The 24285-nt window shown below is 59.8% G+C and carries 20 protein-coding genes; 9 read left to right on the forward strand and 11 right to left on the reverse strand.

Going from position 1 to position 24285, the window contains the following annotated elements; all coding sequences use genetic code 11:
• Window positions 1-29: 29 nt before the first annotated feature.
• From ABD806_RS10950 to cuyA, 4 genes are all read right to left on the reverse strand, one after another.
• Window positions 30-1019 (reverse strand): TRAP transporter substrate-binding protein, encoded by a 990-nt coding sequence (locus ABD806_RS10950; RefSeq protein ID WP_344957826.1) that lies wholly within the window; start codon window positions 1017-1019, stop codon window positions 30-32.
• 104 nt (window positions 1020-1123) lie between these two features.
• Window positions 1124-2314, reverse strand: coding sequence for a DegT/DnrJ/EryC1/StrS family aminotransferase (locus ABD806_RS10955; protein WP_344957828.1), 1191 nt, complete (start codon window positions 2312-2314; stop codon window positions 1124-1126).
• A 41-nt stretch (window positions 2315-2355) separates the two neighbouring features.
• Complete coding sequence (hisD, locus tag ABD806_RS10960; RefSeq protein WP_344957830.1) at window positions 2356-3669, reverse strand: histidinol dehydrogenase; 1314 nt, start codon at window positions 3667-3669, stop codon at window positions 2356-2358.
• A gap of 97 nt (window positions 3670-3766) precedes the next feature.
• On the reverse strand, window positions 3767-4777 hold the full coding sequence (gene cuyA, locus ABD806_RS10965) for a D-cysteate sulfo-lyase (RefSeq protein WP_344957832.1): 1011 nt from the start codon (window positions 4775-4777) through the stop codon (window positions 3767-3769).
• A 158-nt stretch (window positions 4778-4935) separates the two neighbouring features.
• Between cuyA and ABD806_RS10970 the strand changes: the two genes are divergently transcribed.
• Window positions 4936-5841: a LysR family transcriptional regulator gene (locus tag ABD806_RS10970; RefSeq protein ID WP_344957834.1), complete on the forward strand. Its 906-nt coding sequence runs from the start codon at window positions 4936-4938 to the stop codon at window positions 5839-5841.
• A gap of 83 nt (window positions 5842-5924) precedes the next feature.
• Here ABD806_RS10970 and ABD806_RS10975 read toward each other — a convergent pair whose 3' ends face one another.
• A complete protein-coding gene (locus tag ABD806_RS10975; protein WP_344957836.1) occupies window positions 5925-6263 on the reverse strand; it encodes a DUF3461 family protein in 339 nt (112 codons plus the stop codon).
• A 224-nt stretch (window positions 6264-6487) separates the two neighbouring features.
• Between ABD806_RS10975 and ABD806_RS10980 the strand changes: the two genes are divergently transcribed.
• Window positions 6488-6739, forward strand: a complete 252-nt coding sequence (locus ABD806_RS10980; protein WP_344957838.1) for a hypothetical protein — start codon at window positions 6488-6490, stop codon at window positions 6737-6739.
• A gap of 50 nt (window positions 6740-6789) precedes the next feature.
• Here the strand turns inward: ABD806_RS10980 and ABD806_RS10985 are convergent, their stop codons facing one another.
• Window positions 6790-7194, reverse strand: a complete 405-nt coding sequence (locus tag ABD806_RS10985) for a DUF3461 family protein (RefSeq protein ID WP_344957840.1) — start codon at window positions 7192-7194, stop codon at window positions 6790-6792.
• 303 nt (window positions 7195-7497) lie between these two features.
• Window positions 7498-8832 carry an aldehyde dehydrogenase family protein gene (locus ABD806_RS10990; RefSeq protein WP_344957842.1) on the reverse strand — a complete coding sequence of 445 codons (1335 nt, stop codon included), beginning with the start codon at window positions 8830-8832 and terminating at the stop codon, window positions 7498-7500.
• A gap of 288 nt (window positions 8833-9120) precedes the next feature.
• Between ABD806_RS10990 and ABD806_RS10995 the strand changes: the two genes are divergently transcribed.
• The gene (locus ABD806_RS10995; protein WP_344957844.1) at window positions 9121-10896 is read left to right on the forward strand and encodes a SulP family inorganic anion transporter; all 1776 of its coding nucleotides are present in this window, start codon (window positions 9121-9123) and stop codon (window positions 10894-10896) included.
• Between the two features lie 219 nt (window positions 10897-11115).
• Here the strand turns inward: ABD806_RS10995 and ABD806_RS11000 are convergent, their stop codons facing one another.
• The 4 genes from ABD806_RS11000 to ABD806_RS11015 form a co-directional block, all read right to left on the reverse strand.
• Window positions 11116-12558 carry an amidase gene (locus tag ABD806_RS11000; RefSeq protein ID WP_344957846.1) on the reverse strand — a complete coding sequence of 481 codons (1443 nt, stop codon included), beginning with the start codon at window positions 12556-12558 and terminating at the stop codon, window positions 11116-11118.
• A gap of 87 nt (window positions 12559-12645) precedes the next feature.
• Entirely contained in the window at window positions 12646-14181 is a 1536-nt protein-coding gene (locus ABD806_RS11005) for a malonate--CoA ligase (RefSeq protein ID WP_344957848.1), read from the reverse strand.
• Window positions 14182-14216: 35 nt separating this feature from the next.
• Window positions 14217-15566 (reverse strand): malonyl-CoA decarboxylase, encoded by a 1350-nt coding sequence (locus ABD806_RS11010; protein WP_344957850.1) that lies wholly within the window; start codon window positions 15564-15566, stop codon window positions 14217-14219.
• A 30-nt stretch (window positions 15567-15596) separates the two neighbouring features.
• On the reverse strand, window positions 15597-16943 hold the full coding sequence (locus tag ABD806_RS11015; protein ID WP_344957852.1) for a short-chain fatty acid transporter: 1347 nt from the start codon (window positions 16941-16943) through the stop codon (window positions 15597-15599).
• Between the two features lie 223 nt (window positions 16944-17166).
• Between ABD806_RS11015 and ABD806_RS11020 the strand changes: the two genes are divergently transcribed.
• The 6 genes from ABD806_RS11020 to ABD806_RS11045 all read left to right on the forward strand — a co-directional run bounded on the left by ABD806_RS11020 (window position 17167) and on the right by ABD806_RS11045 (window position 24285).
• The gene (locus ABD806_RS11020) at window positions 17167-17835 is read left to right on the forward strand and encodes a GntR family transcriptional regulator (RefSeq protein ID WP_344957854.1); all 669 of its coding nucleotides are present in this window, start codon (window positions 17167-17169) and stop codon (window positions 17833-17835) included.
• Between the two features lie 139 nt (window positions 17836-17974).
• The gene (locus tag ABD806_RS11025) at window positions 17975-18955 is read left to right on the forward strand and encodes an AAA family ATPase (RefSeq protein ID WP_344957856.1); all 981 of its coding nucleotides are present in this window, start codon (window positions 17975-17977) and stop codon (window positions 18953-18955) included.
• Between the two features lie 248 nt (window positions 18956-19203).
• A complete protein-coding gene (locus ABD806_RS11030; protein ID WP_344957858.1) occupies window positions 19204-20979 on the forward strand; it encodes a cobaltochelatase CobT-related protein in 1776 nt (591 codons plus the stop codon).
• 302 nt (window positions 20980-21281) lie between these two features.
• Entirely contained in the window at window positions 21282-22298 is a 1017-nt protein-coding gene (locus ABD806_RS11035) for a TRAP transporter substrate-binding protein (protein ID WP_344957860.1), read from the forward strand.
• A gap of 73 nt (window positions 22299-22371) precedes the next feature.
• The gene (locus ABD806_RS11040; protein WP_344957862.1) at window positions 22372-22926 is read left to right on the forward strand and encodes a TRAP transporter small permease; all 555 of its coding nucleotides are present in this window, start codon (window positions 22372-22374) and stop codon (window positions 22924-22926) included.
• A gap of 15 nt (window positions 22927-22941) precedes the next feature.
• A complete protein-coding gene (locus tag ABD806_RS11045; RefSeq protein WP_344957864.1) occupies window positions 22942-24285 on the forward strand; it encodes a TRAP transporter large permease in 1344 nt (447 codons plus the stop codon).

Genomic DNA, 24285 nt, shown 5'->3' on the forward strand with positions numbered 1-24285 from the left:
AAACCGGTTAACAGCATTCAAAGCCAGGGTTACTGCAACTGCTTCAGTACGGAATCAAAATTTTCCTTACCGCCGATGGTGTCATAGAACTGGGGCCAGACTTTTTCCTTGGCCAGCTCTATCCATTTCTCCTCGTCTTCCAGGGTAAAGACCTCGACCCCATTGTCGATCATATGCTGCTTGGCCTTGTCGGCCTCGGAAATCTGGAAAATCAACGCATGCTGCTGCGCTTCCAGGCCGGCACGGGTCAACAGGTTACGTTCCGCATCGCTCAACCCTTCGAAAGTACGCTTGCCGATCAGCAGGGGCTGCAGCGAGTACTGATGATGAATTTCAGTCACGTAATCCTGGATCTCGTAGAACTTCATGGTGTTGTTGACGATATAGGGATTGTCCTGGCCATCCACGACCTGCTGCTGCAGGGCGGTAAAGGTTTCGGTCCAGGCCATGGCGATGGGGTTGGCGCCCCAGGCTTCCCAGGAGGCCAGCATAATCGGATTCTGCGGTACCCTGACCTTCAGCCCCTGCACATCTTCCATATTTTTAACCGGGCGCTTGGAGTTGGTCAGGTGCCTAAAGTTGGAGTAGGTCCAGCCCAGGATATTGACACCGACCTGTTTCTGGGCCAGCTGATTCCAGTGATCCCCCAGGGAGCCGGTGGTGATCTTCACCGCATCGGAGGTGCTTTTAATCACGTAGGGCATGGTCAGCATACCCAGCTCCTTGGAGAAAGGCGTGACATTGCCGATACCCACTAAAGCCATATCCAGGGAGCCTAACCGGGCATTCTGTACCATCTCGGTTTCCGAGCCGATGGCGCCATTGGGATACAGGGTCACCTTGATGTCGCCGTCAGAATAATATTCCACCAGCTCCTTGAAACGGCTGGCGTAGGCCCCCTGATCCGAGTCCAGGGGATCGCCCATGCCCAACCTCATGGTCTTGGCATCCACCAGCGCCGGTAGGGCAGCGGAAGCGCAGGCAAGAGAAACTGTCAGACACTTAGCTAACTTCTTCATAGAGAACATATTCATAACCTCAATGTATTTCCGTGTTTTTTACATCCATGAAACTGGAATCTGATCAAGCCGGGTATTTCCGCCGGGCAGCCATGCACCGGGGACTAGCAGACTTCTTCAAATACCTCGGCGATGATCCTGGTGATCAACCGGCAATCCGCCTCGTCGAAGGTCAACGGCAGACGCATGTCACACATGGTCGCCAGCACCCGCCGGGTCTCGGGCAGGGACGGCATCTGCCCCAGGTACTGCCAGCTGTCGTAACGGCTGGTATAGCCCTTGGGATCAGCGTCACCAAACCATTTGAGCGGCACCCCCTGCTCCTCGCAGCGCGCGATAAAACGGGCGATGGTGGCGGGATCCTGGCCGGGCAGGGAGAACTGGATGGAGCTGCCGACAAAATATTCCGGCTCGGGACGAACCGGCAGGCGGAGCCCCTTGACCTGACTCAACCCCTCTTCGGTAACTTGATAGAGGTGGTTCCAGCGCCGGCACTGCTCGTCCAGGTTCTTGAGCTGGGGACGCAGTATCGCCGCCCGCAGGTTATCCATACGGCCACTGTAGTTAGGCGTCTCGAAGCGGATCCGCTCAAAGGTTTCCTTGGGCGGCGCGGCCAAGTGCCGCCCATACAGCATATAGGAGCCGGAATAGATGATTGCCTTGGCCATGACTTCGTCATCGTCGGTGGTCAGGAAGCCGCCCTCGCCGGAGTTGATATGCTTGTAGGTCTGGGCGCTGAAGCAGGCCACCCGGCCGAAGGTGCCGCTCTTGCGACCATTCCAGCTGGCCCCCATGGTATGGGCGCAATCTTCGATAACGGTAATTTGATGCCGCTCGCAGATGCGCATCAGCCGGTCCATATCGGCGAGGTGGCCGCGCATGTGAGACAGCAACAGATAGTGCACATCGTCGGCCGCCGCCTTCAACTCGAGATCGGCGAGATCTATGGTGAAGTCGTCGGTGGTTTCCACCAGCACGGGGACGGCACCGGCGTTGTTGATGGCACCGGGTACCGGCGCCAGGGTAAAGGCGTTGCACAACACCTTGTCACCGGGCTGAACCCCGACGGTACGCATGGCGATATGCAGCGCATAGCCGCCCGACGCACAGGCCAGGCTGTAGCGGCTGCCCAGATAGGCGGCGAATTCCCTCTCCAGCAGCTCGGTTTCCGTCGGCTCTCCGGCCTGAGAATTGTACCTGTGCAGGCGACCGCTGCGCATCACCGCAATGGCCTGTGCTATACCTTCTTCCGGTATCGGCTCCTGCTGGGTGAAAGACTTGTTGAATTTGATCATGACATCACTCCGGGCAGGTGCGGTGCACCTGCCTGCCTGACTCAGCAATAACGCTTCTGGTTATAGACGTGGAAGTCCCACTCGGTCTCGGGGAAGTACTTGCGCAGACGCCAGTCACAGGCCCGGGCGTGGCCTTCCATGCCTTCGGTGCGGGAGATCCGGGAACCGGCCGCGCTGAACACCAGGTTGGCCTCTTCACTCAGCTCCTGATAGGTCAGCACCTTCATAAACTTCTGCACATTCAGCCCGCCGCTGTAACGGGCCGCCTTCTTGGTCGGCAGAATATGGTTGGTGCCGGAGCACTTGTCGCCGTGGGACACCGTGCTGCCCTCGCCCAGAAACAGGGAGCCGTAGTTGTTCAGGTTGGCTTTCCACCATTCCAGATCGTCCGCCAGCACCTGCAGGTGCTCACAGGCCCACTGATCACTGACCTTGGCCACCTCTTCGCGGCTGTCGCCCAGGATCACCACGCCATGATCGCGCCAGGCCGCCTCACAGACATCGGCATTGGGCATGTCGGCGATCACCTTGGGCATGATCTCCAGCACCTTTTCACCCAGCTCACGGCTGTCGGTAAACAGCCAGACCGGAGAGTTGGGGCCGTGCTCCGCCTGGGAGACCAGGTCGACGGCAATGGTCATGGGGTCGGCATGCTTGTCGGCGATAATGGCCGATTCGGTCGGCCCGGCGAAGACATCGATACCCACCTCGCCGAACAGCATGCGCTTGGCTTCGGCCACATAGGCATTGCCCGGCCCGACCAGGATATCGGCCGGCTTGTTGGTAAACAGGCCATAGGCCATGGTGGCGACGGCATGCACGCCACCCATTTCCAGGATCACGTCGGCACCCGCCACATGCATGGCGTAAGCCACGGCCGGGTTGATGCTGTCGCCCCGGGGCGGTGAACAGGCCACGATAAAGGGCACGCCGGCGGCCTTGGCGGTAGCCACGCTCATCAGGGCGGAGGCGGCATGGGCATAGCGTCCGCCGGGCACATAGCAACCGGCACACTCGACCGGCAATACCTGCTGGCCCAGCCGCACGCCCTCTTCCGTTTCGATCTCGAAGGACCGCAGGCTGTCGCGCTGGGCCTCGGCGAAGCGCTTGATCTGGCGATGGGCAAAATCGATGTCGTCTTTGACCCGCTGAGGAACCTGATCGATCAGGGCCTGTTTCTTCTGTTCCGAGAGGATGAAGTCGCCCTGCCAGTTATCGAACTGCTTGGCATATTCGCGCACCACCGGCTCGCCCTGGAGCTTGATATTGGTCAGCATCTCCTTGACCACCGCCTGGATGCGTTCATCTTCCTGTGCTACGTCGTTTTCCGCAGCCGCTCTTTTAAGATATTCCATGATGACACCTGTTTAAAAGGGAGCTCTAACTTGCTCGCAAGGCGTTTCGCCTTGCCCTTTCAAGACCGGCCCCTCAAGGAGGAACCGGGCACGCATGTTAACAATATTTAGGGAAATCAAAGGCTTCACGGTAGCCAAACAGCGCCTGGGCACCGCCGGTGTGCAGGAAGACGACATTCTCGCCTTTCTTGAAGTGGCCCTTGCGGATCAGGTCGATCAGGCCGGCGCCGCCCTTGCCGGAATAGACAGGATCCAGCAGTATGCCTTCGTGGCGGGCGAACAGCTCGATGGCCTCCAGGGTGCTGGCGGCGGGAATACCGTAGCCTTCGCCCACATAGTCACAGTTGGCAACCACGTCTTCGCGCTTCACGGCGCCGGAAATGCCCAGCTTCTCGGCGGTACGTTCGGCCAGGCGGAACACATTGGCTTCCTGCTGCTCGCGAGGTACCCGCACGCCGATACCCAGCACCGGGATCAGGCTGTTGCTGCCCGCCAGACCGGTGACCAGCCCGGCCTGGGTGCCGGCAGAACCGGTGGCGTGCACCACATGGTCGATGCGCAGGCTGCGGTCATTGGCCTGACCGAGCAGCTCCAGCGCGCAGTTGACATAGCCGAGGGCGCCAATTTCGTTGGAGCCGCCACCGGGGATGATATAGGGCTTCTTGCCTTCGGCCTTCAGCTCGGCGGCGAGTGCTTCCATCGCCGCATTCATGTCAGTGCCGCCCGGGAACTTGCGCAGCTGGCCGCCGAACAGCTGGTCCAGCATCACGTTGCCGTTGTAGACGTAGTCGGCATCTTCGGAGCCGGTGCGATCTTCCAGCAGGATATGGCAAGGCATGCCGAGCTTGGTGGCGATGGCCACGGTCTGACGGGCATGGTTGGACTGGGTCGCACCTTGGGTGATGATAGTATCGGCGCCTTTTTCCAGGGCGTCGGCCATCAGGAATTCCAGCTTACGGGTCTTGTTGCCTCCGCCCGCCAGGCCGGTGCAGTCATCACGCTTGATCCACAGGTTGGGACCGTCGAGCAGCTTGGTCAGCTGGTGCATCGGCTCCAGGGGGGTGGCAAGGTGGGCGAAGTGAAGACGGGGGTAGCGAGCCAAAAGCATGGTAATACTCCTTTTCTATTTTAGATACATAGCCAATACAAGCTGGCAACATCCCCATACTGGAAGAAGACGGCCCAGGCGGCCAATGCTATATTGGCTCCGCAAACGATTACTTTTCGGTATAGGCCGCCGATGGTGCGGTTCAGGAGCGAGGACAGATGGAATTAAAGTGGTTGAAAGATTTTGTGGCACTGAGCGAACACGGCAGTTTTTCCAAGGCTGCCGAAGCCAGGTTTGTCACCCAACCCGCCTTCAGTCGCCGCATCCGCTCACTGGAAAACTGGCTGGGCATCGCCCTGGTCGATCGGGACAGGTATCCCACCACCCTGACCAAGACCGGTTTGGTTTTTGTCGAGGAGGCCAGGCGCATGATCCACGACACCTACCGGGTACGCGAGCGACTGCAGGGCCAGGAGTCACGCCAGAGCCTGATCTTCTTTGCCCAGCACTCGCCGGCGGTGTCGTTTTTCCCCAGCTGGATCCGCACCCTGGAGCCGCTGGTGGGCGATACCCTGGTCAAGCTGAACGCCGGCAACCTGCACGACGTGATGGAATCCTTTATGGCGGGGATGGGGGATTTTTTGCTCAGTTTCTCCTCCGCCGACAACATCAATCCGCTCTCCCGTAACGACACCAGCTGCATCCAGGTGGGCACCGACAAGCTGGTTCCGGTCTCGGCGGTCGCCGCTAACGGCACGCCACTGCATGCGCCGGGCATGGGCCGCCCGCTCAAGCTGCTCGCCTACCCCGACAGTTCATTCCTGGGAGCCCTGGTCAGGGAACAGTGCCTGGCCAGAACCCAGTCCGACCTCGACTACATCATCGTCTGCGAAAACGCCCTGGCCGAAGGGCTGAAGGCGATGGCCCTGCAGGGATATGGGGCGGCCTGGCTGCCTTCCAGCCTGATCCAGAACGAACTGCTCAACAACCAGCTGGTGGTATTAGCGCCGCCGCTGGCCTCGGTGGATCTCAAGATCCTGCTCCACCGGTTCCGGCATACGGTCAAGCCGGAGGTGGATAGATTCTGGAACTATCTGATCGAACTCTATAAACAGGGGTTGTGATGAGTTGCAAGATGACTGCGATTCAGAAACACGGGAAGGGCCGCGAGTAACGGCCCTTGATGGGAAAGGGATGGAAGAAGCCTTCAGGCAGAAATCAGTTCCAGGCGCTGACGGATCTCCGCCATCTTGGCATTCATCACCAGCTCGAACTGCTCCAGGTTGCGTATAATCGCCGTCTTGGGATCCGCTGCGGACGGGTTTTCATCCAGCAGACGGTTCAGCTCACCCACGGCCTTGTGCATCGCCGCCCGGTCGTCGTCATGCGGGAAGCGGAACTTGAGGCTGGCCGGCTGGCAGGAATCGGCGTCATGCTTGAAGTAAACCTTGAGCTCGTCATGGGCAGATTCGTGACGCACGGTGAAGCGCTCAATCTCATGGACGTCCTGGATGCCCATGGCGGTTAACGTTGGAAACACGGACATATTGCTACCCCATCTGCTGTTGACTCTTAACACCGCAACCGGATTTACAGGGTGTTAACAAGCCGTCAAACTAACCGTCATAACTTCAGATGCCTAGTGCCAGTTAGTCATCACAGATAAGACCAGCTGGCCCTATCAACCAGGGGACGCTGGTCCTAACCCCGGCAGCCCGGGCATTCTAGATTGCCTGTCAACGCTTAGCCGAAGATCAACAGGAGTCCACCATGTCAGAGAAGACAGAGCTGACCATCTCATTGAATGCCGACACCGCCCGTCTGTTTGCCGAATACGAGGCCTTTACCCGGGTTACCCCGGAACACTATGTGCAGCAGTTGATCGAAAAGACACTGCCCACCCTGGAAGCCATGGTCGGGGCCCTGCGCGATGCCAACGGGGATGAAGAGGCGGTGATGGAGCTGTTTGGCAAGAAAATGGCGGAATCGCTGTTAAAGCAAAAACAGGCGCAGACAAACTGATCTGAGCACCGGTTTATTATAAAAGGGCGGCATGGCCGCCCTCAACCCGGTTATTTCAGCGCTTCTATCTGCTGGCGCAACTCCGCCAGCTTGGCTTTCATCACCCGCTCCATATGCTCCAGGTCGGCCAGCAACTGCTGCTTGGTATCTTGAGTGCCGGCATCGTCGGCCGCGACCGGCTTAAGCAGCTGGTGCAATTCCACCAGCGCCTGGCGCAGCACCGGACTGGTGTCTTCCAGTTTGTGCCATTCTTCGGTTTTCTGAAACTCCACCGGCACGTTGGCCTTGGCCCGGGCAAAGGTGAACTTCTTGCTGCGTGACAACAACGAGCCCGCCGCCCTGTGGTAATACACCTTGAGCACATCAGCCCGGGCTTCACGACGCAGGCTGTAGCGGCTGATACTGTCAAACGAGGTGATCCCCATTTGCGAAAGGGTTGGATATGCTGAAGTCATCTATTTTCGCCCAAGATATTGATACTGCTATAAAAACATATGAAACCCAGCTTAAAAACCGACATCGGCGGTTTTCATATAAGCGGCTGGGTCAGCGGCTGTACTAGAAGGGGTCGGATCCGTGACGGAGGGTGCCTGCTGCGCAGGCCGGTTGCCATTCCTGGCAGGCTAGACAAGCTTTGGTGCGGATTATAGATAAACAGCGCAAATATACAACAGGGCCAGTTTCAGCCGCCGGCTGGCACCAAGCGGGGCAAGGCATGAATGCGGGGATCGCATGGACCCCTCGCTTGCGCTACCCGCCTACACCGACAGGACCAGCGACTTCATATAGCAGAACTCCTTGATATTGAAGCGACCTTCCGGTGCCGGGCCAAAGGTCTGGGGATGACCCCGGCCCTTATTGGGCTCCGCATTGACAAAGCAGGCGCTGACACTCAGGCTGCGCGCCAGCCGTTCGCCTTGGGTCAGGTCCCGGGTCCAGATGCTGGCCGTGCCTCCCTGACCCAGGCTGTTGCACAGTTCGGTGATCTGCTCGACGCCCGATACCCGCACCACGCAGGCCAGGGGGCCACTCAGCTGCTGGCGGAAGATCGCCATCTCGGGCCCGACCTTATCCAGCAAGGAGGCCGGATAGTACCAGCCTTGGCCTGTGGGCAGCTCGCAACCCAACACCGCGTGGGCACCGGCCGCCAAGGCCGCCGTCACCTGCCGATGCAGATCATCCCGTAGCTGCCCCGTCGCCAGCGGGCCCAGACTGGACTCCAGATCCTGCGGATCGCCGGGCTGGATCTCCGCCAGCCGGGCTGTCATCCTGCGCACAAAATCGTCGGCGATGGCGGGCGTCACGATAAAGCCCCGGGAAGCATGCCCCAGCTGGCCGGCATTGCGGAAACGGGATCGCAGGGCCGCATCCACCGCCTGCTCCAGATCCGCATCATCGAGGATAATCTGCAGCTCGATTTCATCCAGTTCCAGCACCACTTTCTTGAGATGCTGGCCAGCCAAGGCGGCTACCAGGCTGGCATCTTTTTTATTACCGCTGAAGGCCAGCGCCTTGATCCGTGGATCCGCGATCAGGCCCGCCACCGTCGGCTTGGAGATCAGCAGGCTGCTCACCAGTCCGCTCGGCGCGCCCGCCTCTTGCAGCAGCTGTGCTATCTGCTGTGCGCACTGGGGCAGGTTTTCGGCCAGTTTCAGCAGCACACTGTTGCCGGCCATCAGGGTCGGCGCCAACATGCGGAACACCTGCCACAGGGGAAAACGCCAAGAGGTCAGCAACAGCACCGGCCCCATGGGTTCAAAGGTCGTCAGGCTGCGCGCCAGCGGCAGCATGGCCTGGCCGTGGGCGGCGAAATAGGCACATTCCAGGGCACAACGATCCACCTCCACCAGGGCCTCACTCTGCAACTTGCCCATCTCCCGGGACATACACTGCGCAAGCTGATGCCGCTTGGCCGACAGCAGGGATGCCAGCTGATTCAGCAAGGCGGAACGTTCGGCAAAGGATGCATGCCGCCAAAGCTCCGCCGCCTGCCGGCTGGCATCGACACGGGTCTCCAGCTCGGCGGCAGGCAGGCAGGCAAAGGTCCCGGTGGGTTGCCCGGTCGCCGGATTGTATGAAGTAAAATTCACCATCACTGCTCCTTATGCTTAAATACGGGCATCGCCGGGGCCCGGGCTTCCCCGTCCCTTTAACCGATGATGTAGTGGATTGGCTACCAGCCCCCGGGCCGGCTTACGATTCGAATTGAGCAGACGTTACATAGATGTGACCAAGGTAACAAATGCCAGTTTCCGGGGCGGAGTGGAGCCAACCCTACCTGCAGTCAGTCAACCTTGTTTACGCCTAAATCCCATCGATACTGGTCAAAGACGGCACCAGGCAATAGGATTATAGCTTGGGCAAGTTTATCGGGGGGACAAATGGCAAAGAACGGGGCACTGAAGCCGCGGTCATGGGCCCGCCTGCTGCCCTTCCTGCAATGGGCTCCGTCCGTCGACGGCAAGGTTTTGAGAGCCGATCTCCTCGCCGGCCTGACCAACGCGGTTATCGTCCTGCCCCAGGGGGTGGCCTATGCGCTGATCGCCGGCCTGCCACCCGAATATGGCCTCTACGCCGCCATCATACCGGCCATTATCGCCGCCCTGTTCGGTTCCTCCTGGCACCTTATCTCCGGTCCGACCGCCGCCATGTCGATCGTGGTGTTCACCTCGGTCAGCCCACTGGCCGCACCGGGCACGCCCGAGTTCATCAAGCTGGCCCTGACCCTGACTCTGATGAAGGGTCTGTTTCAGCTGGCGCTGGCCATGGCCCGCCTGGGAGTGCTGGTCAATTTCGTATCTCATTCGGTGGTCATCGGCTTTACCGCCGGGGCGGCGGTGGTGATCGCCTCCAGCCAGCTGCAAAATCTACTTGGCCTCTCGCTGACCACCGACGGCACTTTTATCGATAACTGGCTGCAGGTGGCGCAGCATTTACCGGCCACCAACCTCTACAGCCTGACCATCGCCCTGGTCACCCTGGCTCTGTGCCTGGTCATCAAGAAACTCCGGCCCCGCTGGCCCAACATGCTGCTGGCGCTGATCCTCGCCAGTGTGCTTGCCTGGCTGCTGGATCCAGGGCGGCAACATATCGCACTGGTCGGCGCCATTTCTGCCAGCCTGCCGCCGCTGAGCATGCCCGATCTCAGCCTGAATAATATCAGCAGCCTCGGCTCCGCCGCCCTGGCCATCAGCCTGCTGGGCCTGGTCGAGGCAACCGCCATCGCCCGGGCCATCGCCACCCGTTCCCATCAGCGCCTGGACGATAATCAGGAATTTGTAGGCCAGGGGCTTTCCAATGTGGTCGGGGCTTTTTTCTCCTGCTATGCCTCCTCCGGTTCCTTTACCCGTACCGGCGTCAACTATACCAGCGGTGCCCGCACCCCCCTGGCGGCGGTGTTCGCCTCGCTGTTCCTGCTGGTGATCCTGCTGCTGTTTGCCGATCTCATCCCTCATCTGCCGATCCCGGCCATGGCCGGATTGCTGCTGGTGGTGGCCTGGAACCTGATCGACTTTCACCATATCCGGCTGATCATCCGGGTCGGCAAGTCGGAGTCCACCGTGCTGCTGGCCACCTTCTTCGCCACCCTGTTCGTGGCCCTGGAGTTCGCCATCTATACCGGGGTGTTCCTGTCGCTGGTATTCTACCTAAAGCGCACCTCCTCCCCCCGCATCGTCACCATCTTGCCCGATCCGGACAGCAAGCATCCCTTCTTTATCAGCGCCGAACACAAGCGCCTGCCCTATTGCCCCCAGCTGCGCATCATCCGCATCGAGGGCTCGCTGTTTTTCGGCGCGGTCAATCATGTGCAGGAATACCTGCAGCAGATCAAGGAGCCCAGGCTGCTGATCGTGGGAAACGGCATGAACTTCGTGGATATGGTCGGCGCCGAATTGCTGGTGCAGGAGTCGAAACGGCGCAGGGCCGAGGGCGGAGACCTCTATCTGTGCAACCTGAAAGACGGAGTCAGCCGCTTCCTCAAGCGCAACAACCTGATCGAGGAACTGGGCGAGGATCATATCTTTGTCAACAAGGGCAAGGCCATCCACCGGATTTACGACCAGCTGGATCCGGCCATCTGCCAGACCTGCACCGCCAAGATCTTCCATGAATGTCATGTTGCCCCGCCCCAGAAGATCACCGTGCAGCCCCATTGAATCCTGCATACAAAGGGGAGTTTATTTGGTACAAGATGATGGCTGCCGCCTTGATCGTACAGCACGTTTGGGACTGATGCTGCAGCGCCACCAGCCCCTTGCGATAAGGACAACATCACGTCGAGGAAAAGTGCCCCCAGTGCCGAGGCCGGCGTCACTCGCTTCCTTGAAACACACGCCATAAGCGATAGAAATAATCTTCGGCGCCCATAGCAGTTTTTAGGATACAGCTAATCCCCCGGGCAGACGTTTCAACCAGTCTCCCGCAGTCTGTTCATAGGCATGAGCAAGCTGCAGCACGGCCAGATCGGCCTGATGGGGCCCGATCACCTGCAATCCCATGGGCAGCCCGGCGGCGTTGAAACCGGCGGGCAGGTTGGCCACAGGACAACCTGACAGGGTGCCGGGAATGACCACTTCCATCCAGCGATGATAGCTATCCATGACGGTGCCCTGGATGTGTTTCGGCCAGGGTTCGGTGACCTCGAAGGGGAACACCTGGGCGGTGGGCAGCACCAAGAAGTCATAACGCTCGAACAAGAGCCGGAGGCTCTGGTACCAGGCGCTGCGGATCAGGTTGGCCTTATGCACATCCAGCGCAGACAGCGCCAGCCCGCCCTCGACTTCCCAGCGCGCCTCCGGCTTGAGCAGGGCGCGCTTACCCGGATCTGCATATAACTCGCCGAGGTTGCCGGCCACCGCCCAGTGGCGCAATGTCAGCCAGCATTGCCACAGGCTGGCGGGATCGAACTCGGGCACCAGGGGTTCAACCTCGCAACCCAGCTCACCAAAGTGCTGCAACGCCTGCTCGCACAGCGACAAGACGCCGGTTTCCATCGGCAGATAACCTTGCCAGTCGCCCAACCAGCCGATGCGGGCGCCGGAAAAGTCCCGGAACAGCTTGCCGGCAAACACCGCGGGATCTTCGGCGATGGCCAGGGGGGCCCGTGGATCGGGACCGGCCTGGGTGGCCAGCAGGCGGGCCACATCGGCGACGCTGCGCCCCATGGGCCCTTCGGTGGCGAGCTGCTGGCCAAAAACGTCGGGAGCGGGGCCGTAGGGCACACGCCCGAAAGAAGGCCGGAACCCGAATACATTGTTGAAGGCGGCGGGGTTGCGCAACGAGCCCATCATGTCGCTGCCGTCTGCCACCGGCAGCATGCGCATGGCCAGTGCAACCGCCGCTCCGCCACTGGAGCCCCCGGCCGTGCGACCGTGATCATAGGCATTGCGGGTCGCCCCGAACACGGTGTTATAGGTCTGGGAGCCCAGGCCGAACTCCGGGGTATTGGTCTTGCCGATGAAAATGGCGCCCTCGCGCCTGATGCGCGACACCATGGTGCCGTCCTGCTCGGGGACATGATCCCGGAACAGCGGTGACCCCAGGGTGGTGCGGATACCGGCGGAAGGAGACAGGTCCTTGATCGCCTGGGGAATGCCGTGCAGCCAGCCCAGGTACTCTCCCCGCGCCAGTTGCCGGTCCCGCTCGTCGGCCTGGGCCAGCAGCCGCTCACCATCCTGCAACGAGACAATGGCGTTGACCTGCGGATTAACCGCTTCGATATGGGCCAGATAGGCCTGCATCACCTCGCGGCAGGAGACCGCGCGGGAACGGATGGCCCTGGACAGGGCCAGCGCCTCAAGCTGCACCAGCTCAGGCATTTGGTATCCGGACGACGCCGGTAAAGGGGGGGATACTATCGCTGTCATTTCTACCTCGCATTCCGAATCAAGTGAGTCAAAGTGCCCTCAGGCACAGGCATCCTGCCGACTGTATGCCTGGGCATAGGTCTCGCGCAGCTGCTTTTTCTGTACCTTGCCCATGACGTTGCGCGGAAGGGTATCGACGAAAAATACCCGCTTGGGCTGCTTGTAGCGGGCCAGCCGGCCGTGCAGGGCGGCCAGTATCTGCGCCTCATCCGGCACGGCCCCGCCCATCGCCACCACCACCGCCGTCACTCCTTCCCCCAAATCGGGATGGGGCACGCCGATCACCGCCGACTCCAGCACCCCGGGCAGCTCATCGATCAACTGCTCGACTTCCTTGGGATAGACGTTGTAGCCCCCGGAGATCACCAGATCCTTGTCGCGGCCGACGATATGCAGATAACCGTCCTGGTCGATCACGCCCAGGTCGCCGGTAATAAAGAAACCGTCGTCGCGGAATTCGGCGCGGGTCTTCTCCGGCATCCGCCAGTACCCCCGAAACACGTTGGGGCCACGCAGCTCGACCATACCGGTTTCTCCCCTGGGCAATTCGGCGCCACTGGCGCGATCTGTGATGCGGATCTCCGTACCCGGCAAGGGCAAACCGACGGTGCCGGCGCGCCGCTCGCCGTGATAGGGATTGGAGCTGTTCATATTGGTTTCGGTCATGCCGTAGCGCTCCAGGATGGCATGGCCGGTACGCGTACGAAACTCATCGTGTGTTTCCGCCGGCAGGGGCGCCGAGCCGGAAATAAAGAGCCGCATGCCGGCCACCGCCTCGCGGTTCAGCCGGGGCGACTGCAGCAGCCGGGTATAGAAGGTCGGCACCCCCATCAGCACGGTCGCGCGCGGCATCAGCTCGATCAGCTGTTCCGCATCCAGCCTGGGCAGGAAGGTCATGGAGGCGCCGGCGGTCAGTATGATGTTGCACGCCACGAACAGGCCATGGGTATGGAAGATGGGCAGAGCATGCAGCAGATGGTCTTCGGCACTGAACTGCCAGGCTTCGGTCAGTACCCGGCTGTTGCTGGCCAGGTTGCCGTGGCTGAGCATGGCGCCCTTGGAGCGCCCCGTGGTGCCCGAGGTGTACAGTATCGCCGCCAGCGCATCGGCCTCGACCTCGGCCACAGGCAGGTATGCTTGGGTCCGGGCAGCCATTGTCATCAGGCTGCCGTCGGCGGCGGTGCCCAGGCTTTCGACACAGGGCACACCGCTGTGCCGGGCCAGCTCGCCGGCTTCCGCCATGGCCTGGGGACGGCAGACATAGAGCCTGGGTTCGGCGTCCCCCAGGAAATAGGCGATCTCCTCTCCGGTATAGGCGGTATTGAGCGGCAGGTAGACGCCGCCCATCTGCAAACAGGCAAGGTACAGCATGACCGCCTCCGGACTCTTGTCCACCTGCACCGCCACCCGGTCTCCCGGCGCGACGCCCAGGGACTTCAACACGCCGGCCAGACGCCGGGCGGTGGCCAGCACCTCGGCATAGCTATACTGCTTGCCCTCGGCGGTATCGAGCAGGATCTTGCCCGGGTTGCGCTGGAAATTATCGAAAAACTGCAGGTAGAGGTTCTGATTCATGGCATCTTCCTTGTTATTAACTTGATGTGAGCCGCTCATACAGCGGCGGCGACGTTCAGCAACGGCTGGGCGTGCCTGGCTTCGCGGCGTAATTCGGCGGTGCAGGCCACGGCACCTTCCCGGCTGAATGCCTCCTGATGCTGTTCGATCTTGTCCGGCTCATAGAGATAGTTGACCATCAGGCCATGGGACTGACGCAGCCCCTTGGCCGAGGTATCTGCCAGCCAGTTGATTCGATGCAGGCTGGCGCCGTTGCCCAGATGGAAACGCGCCACCGGGTCCAGCGGCTGGCCATTGCGATGCTTTTCTTCAACCAGGTAATGGGCCAGCAGCCCCTGCAGATCCGGCCGGAGCGCCGCCCGCGCCGCCTCGTCATCGGCCCAGTCGCCCGCATCCAGCCGCGCCGCCTGCTCCATATCCAGCCGGCACTGGTCCGCCTGGCGGCGGGCGTCCAACCAGCCGGCGAAGCCGGGTACCGGCGACAGGGTGACGAAGTTCCTCAGGCCCGGCAGATCGCGTTTGAGCTCCTGGACCACCTGCTTGATCAGGAAGTTACCGAAGGAAATGCCCTTCAGCCCCGCCTGACAATTGCTGATGCTGTAAAACACGGCGGTATCCGCGTCCTGGGGGGCGACCTCGTCACCCCCGCCGAGAATGCCCTGGATACTGCCGGGAATGCCCCGGCATAGCGCCACCTCGACGAAGATCAGCGGTTCATCGCCGGTCGCCGGATGGAAGAAGGCATAACAGCGGCGATCATCCGGATCCAGCCGCCGACGCAGATCACTCCAGTCGCGGATCTCATGTACCGCCTCGTAACGGATGATCTTCTCGAGGATCGCCGCCGGGGTATTCCAGTCGATGCTCTCCAGCACCAGGAAGCCGCGGTTGAACCAGGAGGAGAAGAGATGGGCGAAATCGGCATCCAGTGGCGCCAGCGCCGGATCCTGCCTGAGCATCCCCAGCAGGTCGGCCCGCATCCTCACCAGCTCGTAAGTACCTCCCGGGCATTGATTGAGTCGGCGCAACAGATCCTGGCGACGCGGCTCGCAGGCCTGGAACAAACGCTGCAGGTGGGCATTGCTCTCTTGCTGCCGATAGGCCTCGTAGGCATCGTGGATGGCCTGCGGCCGGGCGCTGTACTGTTCGGCCAGCAGGCTGAAAAAGGCATGTTTTTCCGCCTCCTCCAGACCGGCATAATGGCTCAGTGCCTGTTGGGCCTTCAGCACCAGGTGGGCTTCGCCACCCCGCTGCATCAGGGCCTCGCAGGCCGACGCCAACTGGCTCAGGCTGGAGGCCTGGGCCGCCACCTCGTGGTGGCGATACCCCTTTCCCCTGGTGATATTGGACAGCAATCGCTGCAGAAAACTGATATTCAGGTCCATTCGGCCTCTCCTCGTTTCAATATCCGGAAGTTAGAGCAACAGCAGCAGACAGCCTGCATTGATAAGGAACACGGCCGCCATCAGGATCATCGTATAGCCCAGTATCTGGCCGACCTTCAGTCCGGTAATACCCAGCAGGGGCAGCAGCCAGAAGGGCTGGGCCAGGTTGGTCAGCTGATCGCCCATCATCACCGTCATCACGGCCACATGGGAAGGCAGGCCGAGCTGCTGGGCCGCTTCCACCGCTATGGGCCCCTGTATGGCCCATTGGCCACCGGCGGACGGCACCGCGAAATTAACGATGGCAGCACTGATCATCGACCACAGGGGAAAGGTCTCCGGCGTCGAGATGCTGACAAACCAGTTGGCGATCATCGCCAGCAAGCCACTGCCCGCCATCAGGCCAAGGATGCCGGCGTAGAAGGGAAATTGCAGGATAATGCCGCTGGCAGCCGAGGTTCCGTTTGCAATTGCCCGGCCGTAGTTGGCCAAAGTGCCATGCAGCACCATGCCGAGCATCAGCATGGCGAAGTTCAACACGTTCAGATTAAGGCCCAGCAGGCCGTTGTCGGCGAGATAGCGCGCCACATAGAGCAAGCCAGCAGCGACGATGCCCCCCATCAGCAGACGGCTCCGATTCAAACGCTCGGCAGGGCTCGATGCCCCCGCCTCATGCGCACATGCATCGATGTGGGCATCAGCGGTATCGGCGATCTCGATCACTTTATCCTTACGGGGATGCAAGCTGGCCAGCAGTAATGGCATCAAAAACAGGGTCAGCAGTACAAAAACCAGGCTATAGGGCTGAAAGATAGTCTCCGACAGCGACAGCAGGCCGATCTTATCTTCAAGAAAGTGGCCCGGGGTATTCACCAGCAGCGCGGCAGAACTCGACAATCCAGTCTGAGAAACCACTGCCCCGCCATAACCGGCGGCGGCGATCAGGGGAAAGTGCGCCTTGAGCCCGCGTAGCTTGGCTGATTTGGCCACTTCCTTGGCCAGAAACGCGCCCACCACCAGGGCAACCCCCCAATGCAGAAACGCCAGCAAACCAGTGATCGCGGCGGTCATGGCTACGGCGCCGCCTGCACTACGCGGCCGGGCGGACAACCAACGCAGGGCTCGCTGTACCGGAGGCGATGTCGCCAGACCGTAACCGGTAACGACGATCAGCACCATCTGCATGCCAAAGGCCAACAAATTCCAGAAGCCACCGTACCAATCGTCCACCAGTTCGATAGGCCCGCGCTCGGTGGCCAGCAAGGCCGCCAAGTACACCAGTATGGTAAGCACAATGGCAAACGAAAAGGGGGCTGGGATCCAGCGTAGACTGAAGGCCGCGGCACCATCTCCCAGTCGCTGCATGAAATGTTGCATCGAACTGCCTTCCGCCAACAGGCTCTTTTGACTATTTATGCTGTTACTCGGCATCTTCCTTGTCCTCTTAACAAAATCCGTAGACCGGGCTCCCGCGCTTGCTAAGTCCGGAAAGCCCTGAGTAAAATAATACAAGACACGCATTGTTAAATTCATGTTGCCATCTTGTTGTATATAACAGATACGATCAACATATATATATGTCAAGAGAAAGAGGTGAAGCATGGGCACAATTTCCCAGGCGCAGCGACTGCGCGACCTGCTGGAAGACGCCATCGTCGACGGCCGCTTCCCGCCCGGGGCACGGCTGGATCCGGAGGCTTTGGCCAAGGAATACCAGTGTTCCCGCACCCCTATTCGTGAGGCGATCCAGCAGCTGGCGGTATCGGGCATGGTGCAGGTGGTACCCAAACGGGGTACCTTCGTCACCCAGCTCGGGATCGCCGAACTGGTGGAGCGCTTCGAGGTCATGGCCGAACTGGAAGGCATGTGCGCCCGGCTGGCGGCCCGCCGCATTACCGCGGATGAATTAAAGGGGCTGCGCGACGCCCATGAGGCCTGTCGCGAACGGGCCGAGGCCGGGGACGCCAACGGTTATTACTACGAAAACGGCATCTTTCACCACCGTCTCTACGAAGCCAGCCACAACAGCTTCCTGGCCAAGGAGGCGGCCCGTCTGCATGCCATCCTCAAACCCTACCGGCGCATGCAGCTGCATGTTCGCCATCGTCTGGAGCAATCCTTCGCCGAACATGAAGCCGTGATCGCCGCCCTCGCCCATGGCGACGAAGCCAGCGCCGAAGCCACCATCAAGAGTCATGTGCAGATCCAGGGGGAACGTTTCAACGATCTGGTGGCCTCGATACAGAGCCTGCAGGGCAAATCCGCATAATGCCGGCCGGGTAGAACAGGGTTGGTTCAGGCTGGCCATATGCGGCCCTGATAACTGGCCCCTGCCCCCTGGCCGCGGGCCGGTTACACTGGTTAACATCTTAGTTACAGCATGATGCTAATCCGAAGAGGCCGATATCATGACCGACCTGATCCACGAGCGCCCCAGCCGGCTTGTTTCCGTCCGCGAGTTGTTTGATATCGACTCCGACTTCAAGGTGCCCGTCTTTACCCACAAGGATGAACACGTACCCGAGGCCGACCCTAGCTATTGCTTCAATCCGGATGTCACCATGGCCATCCTGGCCGGCTTTACCCGCAACCGCCGGGTGATGATCCAGGGCCTGCACGGCACCGGCAAGTCCACCCATATCGAACAGGTGGCGGCCCGGCTGAACTGGCCCTGCGTACGGGTCAACCTGGACGGCCATATCAGCCGCCTGGATCTGGTGGGCAAGGACACCATAGTGTTGAAGGACGGCAAGCAGATCACCGAGTTCCAGGAAGGCATAGTGCCCTGGGCCCTGCGCCGGCCGGTGGCCCTGATCTTCGACGAGTTCGATGCGGGCCGCCCGGACGTGATGTTCGTGATCCAGCGGATCCTGGAGCAGGACGGCAAGTTCACCCTGCTGGATCAAAACCAGGTGATCAATCCCCACTCCTATTTCCGGCTGTTCGCCACCGCCAATACCGTGGGCCTGGGCAATGTCACCGGCCTGTATCACGGCACCCAGAACGTCAACCAGGCGCAGATGGATCGCTGGAACATAGTGGCCAGCCTCAACTACCTGCCCAGGGCCGACGAAATCCGCATCGTGCAGGGCAAGGTGCCCCGCTACGCCGACGAGGCCGGCTACAAGCTGATCGACGCCATGGTGGCGGTCGCCGAGCTAACCCGGGAAGGCTTTGCCGCCGGCGATCTGTCCACCCTGATGTCGCCCCGCACCCTGATCTCCTGGGCGGAAAATACCGAGATCTTCAACGATCCGGCCCTCGCCTTCCGGTTGTCGTTCCTCAACAAGTGTGACGAGGCCGAACGCCCGCTGGTGGCCGAGTATTACCAGCGCTGCTTCGATCAGGAACTGCAGGAGTCCCAGTCTGTCAAACTGACATTGCTATAACCTAGCCCCCATTAAACTGACGGTGCTGGCCGCAGATATTCAGATTCCGAGTTGTGGTGGAAAAACGCTTAGCTCCACCGACTCGCCGTAAACCCATCCCTGGGGCTCAGCTTCGCATCTGACCGCCAGGGATGGCGGGATTGTCGGAATGGCAGGAGCTCTTTCCGACCATGACGCGGATGGTCGGCGGAGCTAATCCCTTTCCCCACCCGACGGTCCCATAATCCGCCTTGTGAGGAAACCCCAAGATGACCACGCCTCCGACCACACCGGGCCTGGACCAGGCCCAGGAAGAACGCAAACAGCAACGGCTGGAAGAGCTGAGCGCGGCCCTGATGCGCGCCCTTTCGGCCCAAAAAGACATCCGCTACCGGGGCCACCAGCTGGAATGGAACGGCCAACCCTATCCCTTGCGTCCCCCCCATCTGCATCCCGAACCGGGCAAGGATGACCTGGGCTCGTTTCGCGGCACCGCCGACGCCATCGCCCTGCGCCTGCGCCACAACAACCCCGAGATCCACCGCCACTGGCTGCCGGCCCAACCCGTAGCCCGGCTGGTGTTCGAGCTGCTGGAGCAGCTCAGGGTCGAGTCCCTGGTCGAACCCTATCACCCGGGCAGTAAACATAACCTGCATCACAGGTTCACCGCCTGGAGCAACCAGTTCCAGGCCTCGGGTCAGACCGAAAACCATATCGGCCTGCTGCTGTTCACCCTGGCACAGATGAGTTGGGTACAGCTCGGTGGCGGACCGCTGGATGAAGCAACCGAGATGCAAATAGAGTCGACCCGCATGTTCCTGCTGCGGGAAATCGGCCCTCCCTTTGGCCTGTTGCGCCGTAACTGCCAGGATCAGGCGGCCTTTGCCGAGCAGGCCCAGAGAATCGCCCTCTGTCTGCATGGCATGATCGACGAGCTCAGTGCCGAGATGCTGAAAAATGATGAGCGCAAGGCCGACGAGCTGGCCGATAACACCAAGAAGGCCTTCGGCCTGTTGCTGGAACCAGAGGGCGACGGAGAGGACGGCCTGGCCCAAAGCCAATCTCAACTGGAACTCCGCCTGCGTCAGGCAGCAGAGCGGCTCGACTATCGCATCTACACCGAGCAGTTTGACAAACAGTGGCCGGCCGAGAAACGGGTGCGCCCGGAGCTGCTGCGCAGCCTGCGCGAGACCCTGGACAAACGCATCCAGGAACAGGGCCTCAACCTTAATCTGCTCACCAAGAAGCTGCGTCACCTGCTGGCCAGGCCCCGCCTCAGCGGCTGGCGCTTCGGTGAGGAAGACGGCCGGCTCGACGGCCGCCGGCTGTCCACCCTGGTCACCTCGAGCGCCGACCGACGGGTGTTCAAGCAAGAACAGATAGAGCCCCACGGTGACGCCGTGGTGACTTTCCTGATCGACAATTCAGGCTCCATGCGTGCCCATATTGAAAGCATCGCTATGCTGGTGGATACCCTGGCCCGCGCCCTGGAACGGGTCGGCGCCAAGGTCGAAATACTCGGCTTTACCACCGGCCACTGGAATGGCGGCAAACCCTTGCGCCAATGGCAGCGCAGTGGGCAACCCGCCAATCCTGGCCGGCTCAACGAACGCTGCCACGTGGTTTATAAAACCGCCGATACCAGCTGGCGTCGGGCCAGGCCCGCCATCGCCGCCCTGCTCAAGGGCGATCTGTTTCGCGAAGGACTGGACGGCGAGGCGCTGCAATGGGCCGAGCTGCGGTTGCTGGAACGCAACGAACAGGATCGCTTGCTGGTGGTGATCTCCGACGGCTGCCCGATGGACACCGCCACCCACAAAGTCAACGAGGAAGACATCCTCGACCTCCATCTGCGGCAGGTGGCGAGCCGTCTGGAACGCAATGGCCAGTTGGCCCTCTGCGCCCTGGGAGTGGGACTGGATTTAAGCAGTTACTATCGCCACAGCCAACTGCTAGACTTGAACAAGTCCCTTGACAACAGGGTGTTCGATGAGGTGCTGGCTTTGATGGGCAGGGCACTGGGAGTTAGGCAAACAAAAAGATAACATTTACTTTACAATCAATTACCACAAACCATTGAAATAAAAGTGTTTTTTCACTGGACCCAGTACCTAAAGGCAAGTGGTCCTAACTATTTGCGGGGTCAAATTCGAATATTATCAACGGGTCATTCTTCTCTGCCCGCCAGACAAAAGGGTGCCATTCAGGTGACACCCTGACGGGGAGAGACAGCATGAGTTGAGCCAGTTGTAGGCAGCAAAGGGACATATGGCACCCTGCTGCCCGGCATCACGGAAGGTCATTGTCCCGCCAAAGGGCGGGGTATCGGAAACTGGAGCAAGAAGTCATGATATTCAAACAACGTTTTGTAAAATCTTTGTCCGTCGCCCTGTGTTTAACCGCGGCTGCGGTCAGCAGTTCCATGGCACAGGCCGCCACCTTCAGGGTTGCGGTGGGGGACGGCGCCGGCAGTGCCCAACATGAGTTGGGGCTGAAATTCGCGGAAGTATTCAAGGAAAAAACCGGCGGCAAACACGACACCCAACTATTCCTCAACGGCCAGCTGGGCGATGAACAGGCCACCGTCAACGACGCTTCTATGGGCCTGCTGGACTTCTCCATCCTGGCCATCAACAACGTTACCCCCTTCTCTCCCTCCGTCGGCGTGCTGACCCTGCCCTACATGATGCAGAGCGTGGATGATGCGGTGATGCTGACCCAGGGCGAGGTCGGTCAGCAGTTGGTGGAAAATACCATCCGCGACGCGGGTGTGCGCATCGTCGGCTGGACCTATACCGGCTTCCGGGTGCTGACCAATTCCAAGCACCCGGTGCAGAGCCTGGAAGATCTCCAGGATCTGAAGATCCGAGTGCCCCAGAATGAAATCATGATCGACACCTATCGCGCCTGGGGCATCAACCCCACCCCCATGGCCTGGTCCGAAACCTTCACCGGCCTGCAACTGGGCGTGGTCGATGGACAGGATAACCCCTACCTCACCGTATCTTCGATGAAATTTGATGAAGTGCAGAAATATATCACCGATATCCGTTATCTGTTCTCCATCGAACCGCTGATCGTCTCCGAGTCCGTGTTCCAGTCCCAGCCCGCCGATGTACAGCAGGCTATCCTGGATGCCGGCAAGGCCGCCACCGAGCACAGCGCCAAATGGTTGGTTGAGCAGGAAGACAAAATCAAGGCCGAACTGGTCAGCAAAGGCATGGAAATCACCCAGCCTGCCAACGGTGAAAAGGAATGGATGGATAAAGCCATCAGCCAAGTATGGCCCAAGTACTATGATCAGCTGGGTGGCAAGGACGAGCTGAACAAGATCCTGAAATCCCTGGGCCGCGACGAAATCTAAGCAACATGCTCAGCCAGAATGCACTCAGACCAGCTTCCTGGCTGAGTGCATTTTTATCAGGGAGAAATAAGCAATGACCATCGGAAAGCTGATTTACAGCTTGATAGATAATATAGAAAGTTTTATTTGTCGGAGCCTGTTGGCAACCTTTGTTGTCATCCTGTTCATACAAATCGTTTCGCGGCAGGTCTTTAACCACTCTATAGCCTGGAGTGAAGAGTTATCCACCTATATGTTTGTCTGGTTCGTCTATTTCGGCGCCAGCTATGCAACTAAATTGGCAGCACACAACAGGGTCACCTTCCAGTTCAAACTCTTTCCACCCAAGGTGGCAGTGGTATCTGAAGCCCTGGCAGATTTAATCTGGATTGGCTTCAACTGCTACTTCGTTTTCCTGAGCTATGACTTTGTCTTCAATAAGATGAACCTGTTCTGGAAATCCCAGACCCTGGGATTCCCGATGAAATACGTTTATATGATCTTGCCTATCGCGTTTGCGTTAATGACCTTCCGCATCATCCAGGTCAATTACTATAAGCTGATCAAAGGCATTGATATCAGGGATCCTGAATCACTGGAAGTTGAAAAGCTTATTGAATCATCTGATAAAGAAACCCAGTCGAACTAGTTCAGGAGTTGTCCCATGGTGGAAACATCGGTAGTCATGATATTATTCGGGAGCTTCCTGCTGTTGCTGTTGATGGGTGCTCCCATCAGCGTGTCGCTGGGAGTATCGGCTCTCGCCTCATTTTTATATCTGGGTGAGAATCCCATCAAGTTTGTACAGATCGCCTTTACCTCGGTGGGCTCATTCCCCCTGATGGCCTTACCAGCCTTTATCCTGGCGGGCGCACTGATGGAAGCGGCAGGCATCTCCAAACGCCTGGTTGACCTGGCGGAAAGCTTCGCCGGCCCCTTTACCGGCGGCATGTCGGCCGCCACCGTCATGGCCTGCATGTTCTTCGGCGCCATCTCCGGCTCTGGTCCGGCCACCACGGCCGCGGTCGGCATGCTGATGATCCCGGCCATGGTGCAACGGGGCTACAGCAAAGGCTATGCCTCGGCCATTACCGCCTCCTCCGGCGGCCTGGGGGTGGTGATACCGCCTTCCATTCCCATGGTCATCTTCGGTATCTCCGCCATGGGCTTGATGGCGCCCCCCGAAGCCATTGCCCAATATGGCCAATTCCAGTCCGTTTCCATCCCCAAGCTGTTTATCGCCGGCTTTTTTCCCGGCCTGGTATTATCCGTCGGCCTGCTGATCATGAACTACTTCTTGTGCAGGAAGCATGGCTACAAGGGCACCACCGAAGGCTGGTCCATGGCGACCACCATGACGGCCTTCCGCAAGGGCATCTGGTCGGTGCTGGCGCCGATCGTGATCCTCGGCGGTATCTACAGCGGCCTGTTTACCCCGACCGAGTCGGCCATCGTCGCCATCTTCTATACCCTGGTCATCGGTTTCTTTGTGCATAAAGAACTGAAGTTCAAGGATGTGATGCACTCGCTGGAAACCACCACCTGGCTTACCGGCCGCGTGTTGCTGATCCTGTTTACCGCCACCGTGTTCGGCCGCCTGCTGGTGGAGAACCAGATCCCGGCGATTGTCGCCTCCTCCATGCTGGAAATGACCACCAACCTGTATCTTATCTGGGCGCTGATCATCTTCTTCCTGCTGTTTGTCGGCATGTTTATGGAGACCCTGGCGGCCATCATGATACTGACCCCGGTATTGTTGCCGGTGGCCTACAACCTGGGCATTGATCCCATCCACTTCGGCATCGTCGTGGTCTGCTGCCTGTCGATTGGCTTCCAGACACCGCCGCTGGGTGAAAACCTGTTTATAGCCTCCGGGGTCTCGGGTTCGTCAATAGAAGAAATATCCATCAAGGCATTGCCCTTTGCATTTGTATCGGTTCTTTCTGTCTTCGTGATCGCCTACGTACCCGAAATAACTCTGTTCCTCCCCAGCCTACTGGGATATTAG

This window comes from Zobellella aerophila, assembly GCF_039539325.1.
Lineage (GTDB): Bacteria > Pseudomonadota > Gammaproteobacteria > Enterobacterales > Aeromonadaceae > Oceanimonas > Oceanimonas aerophila.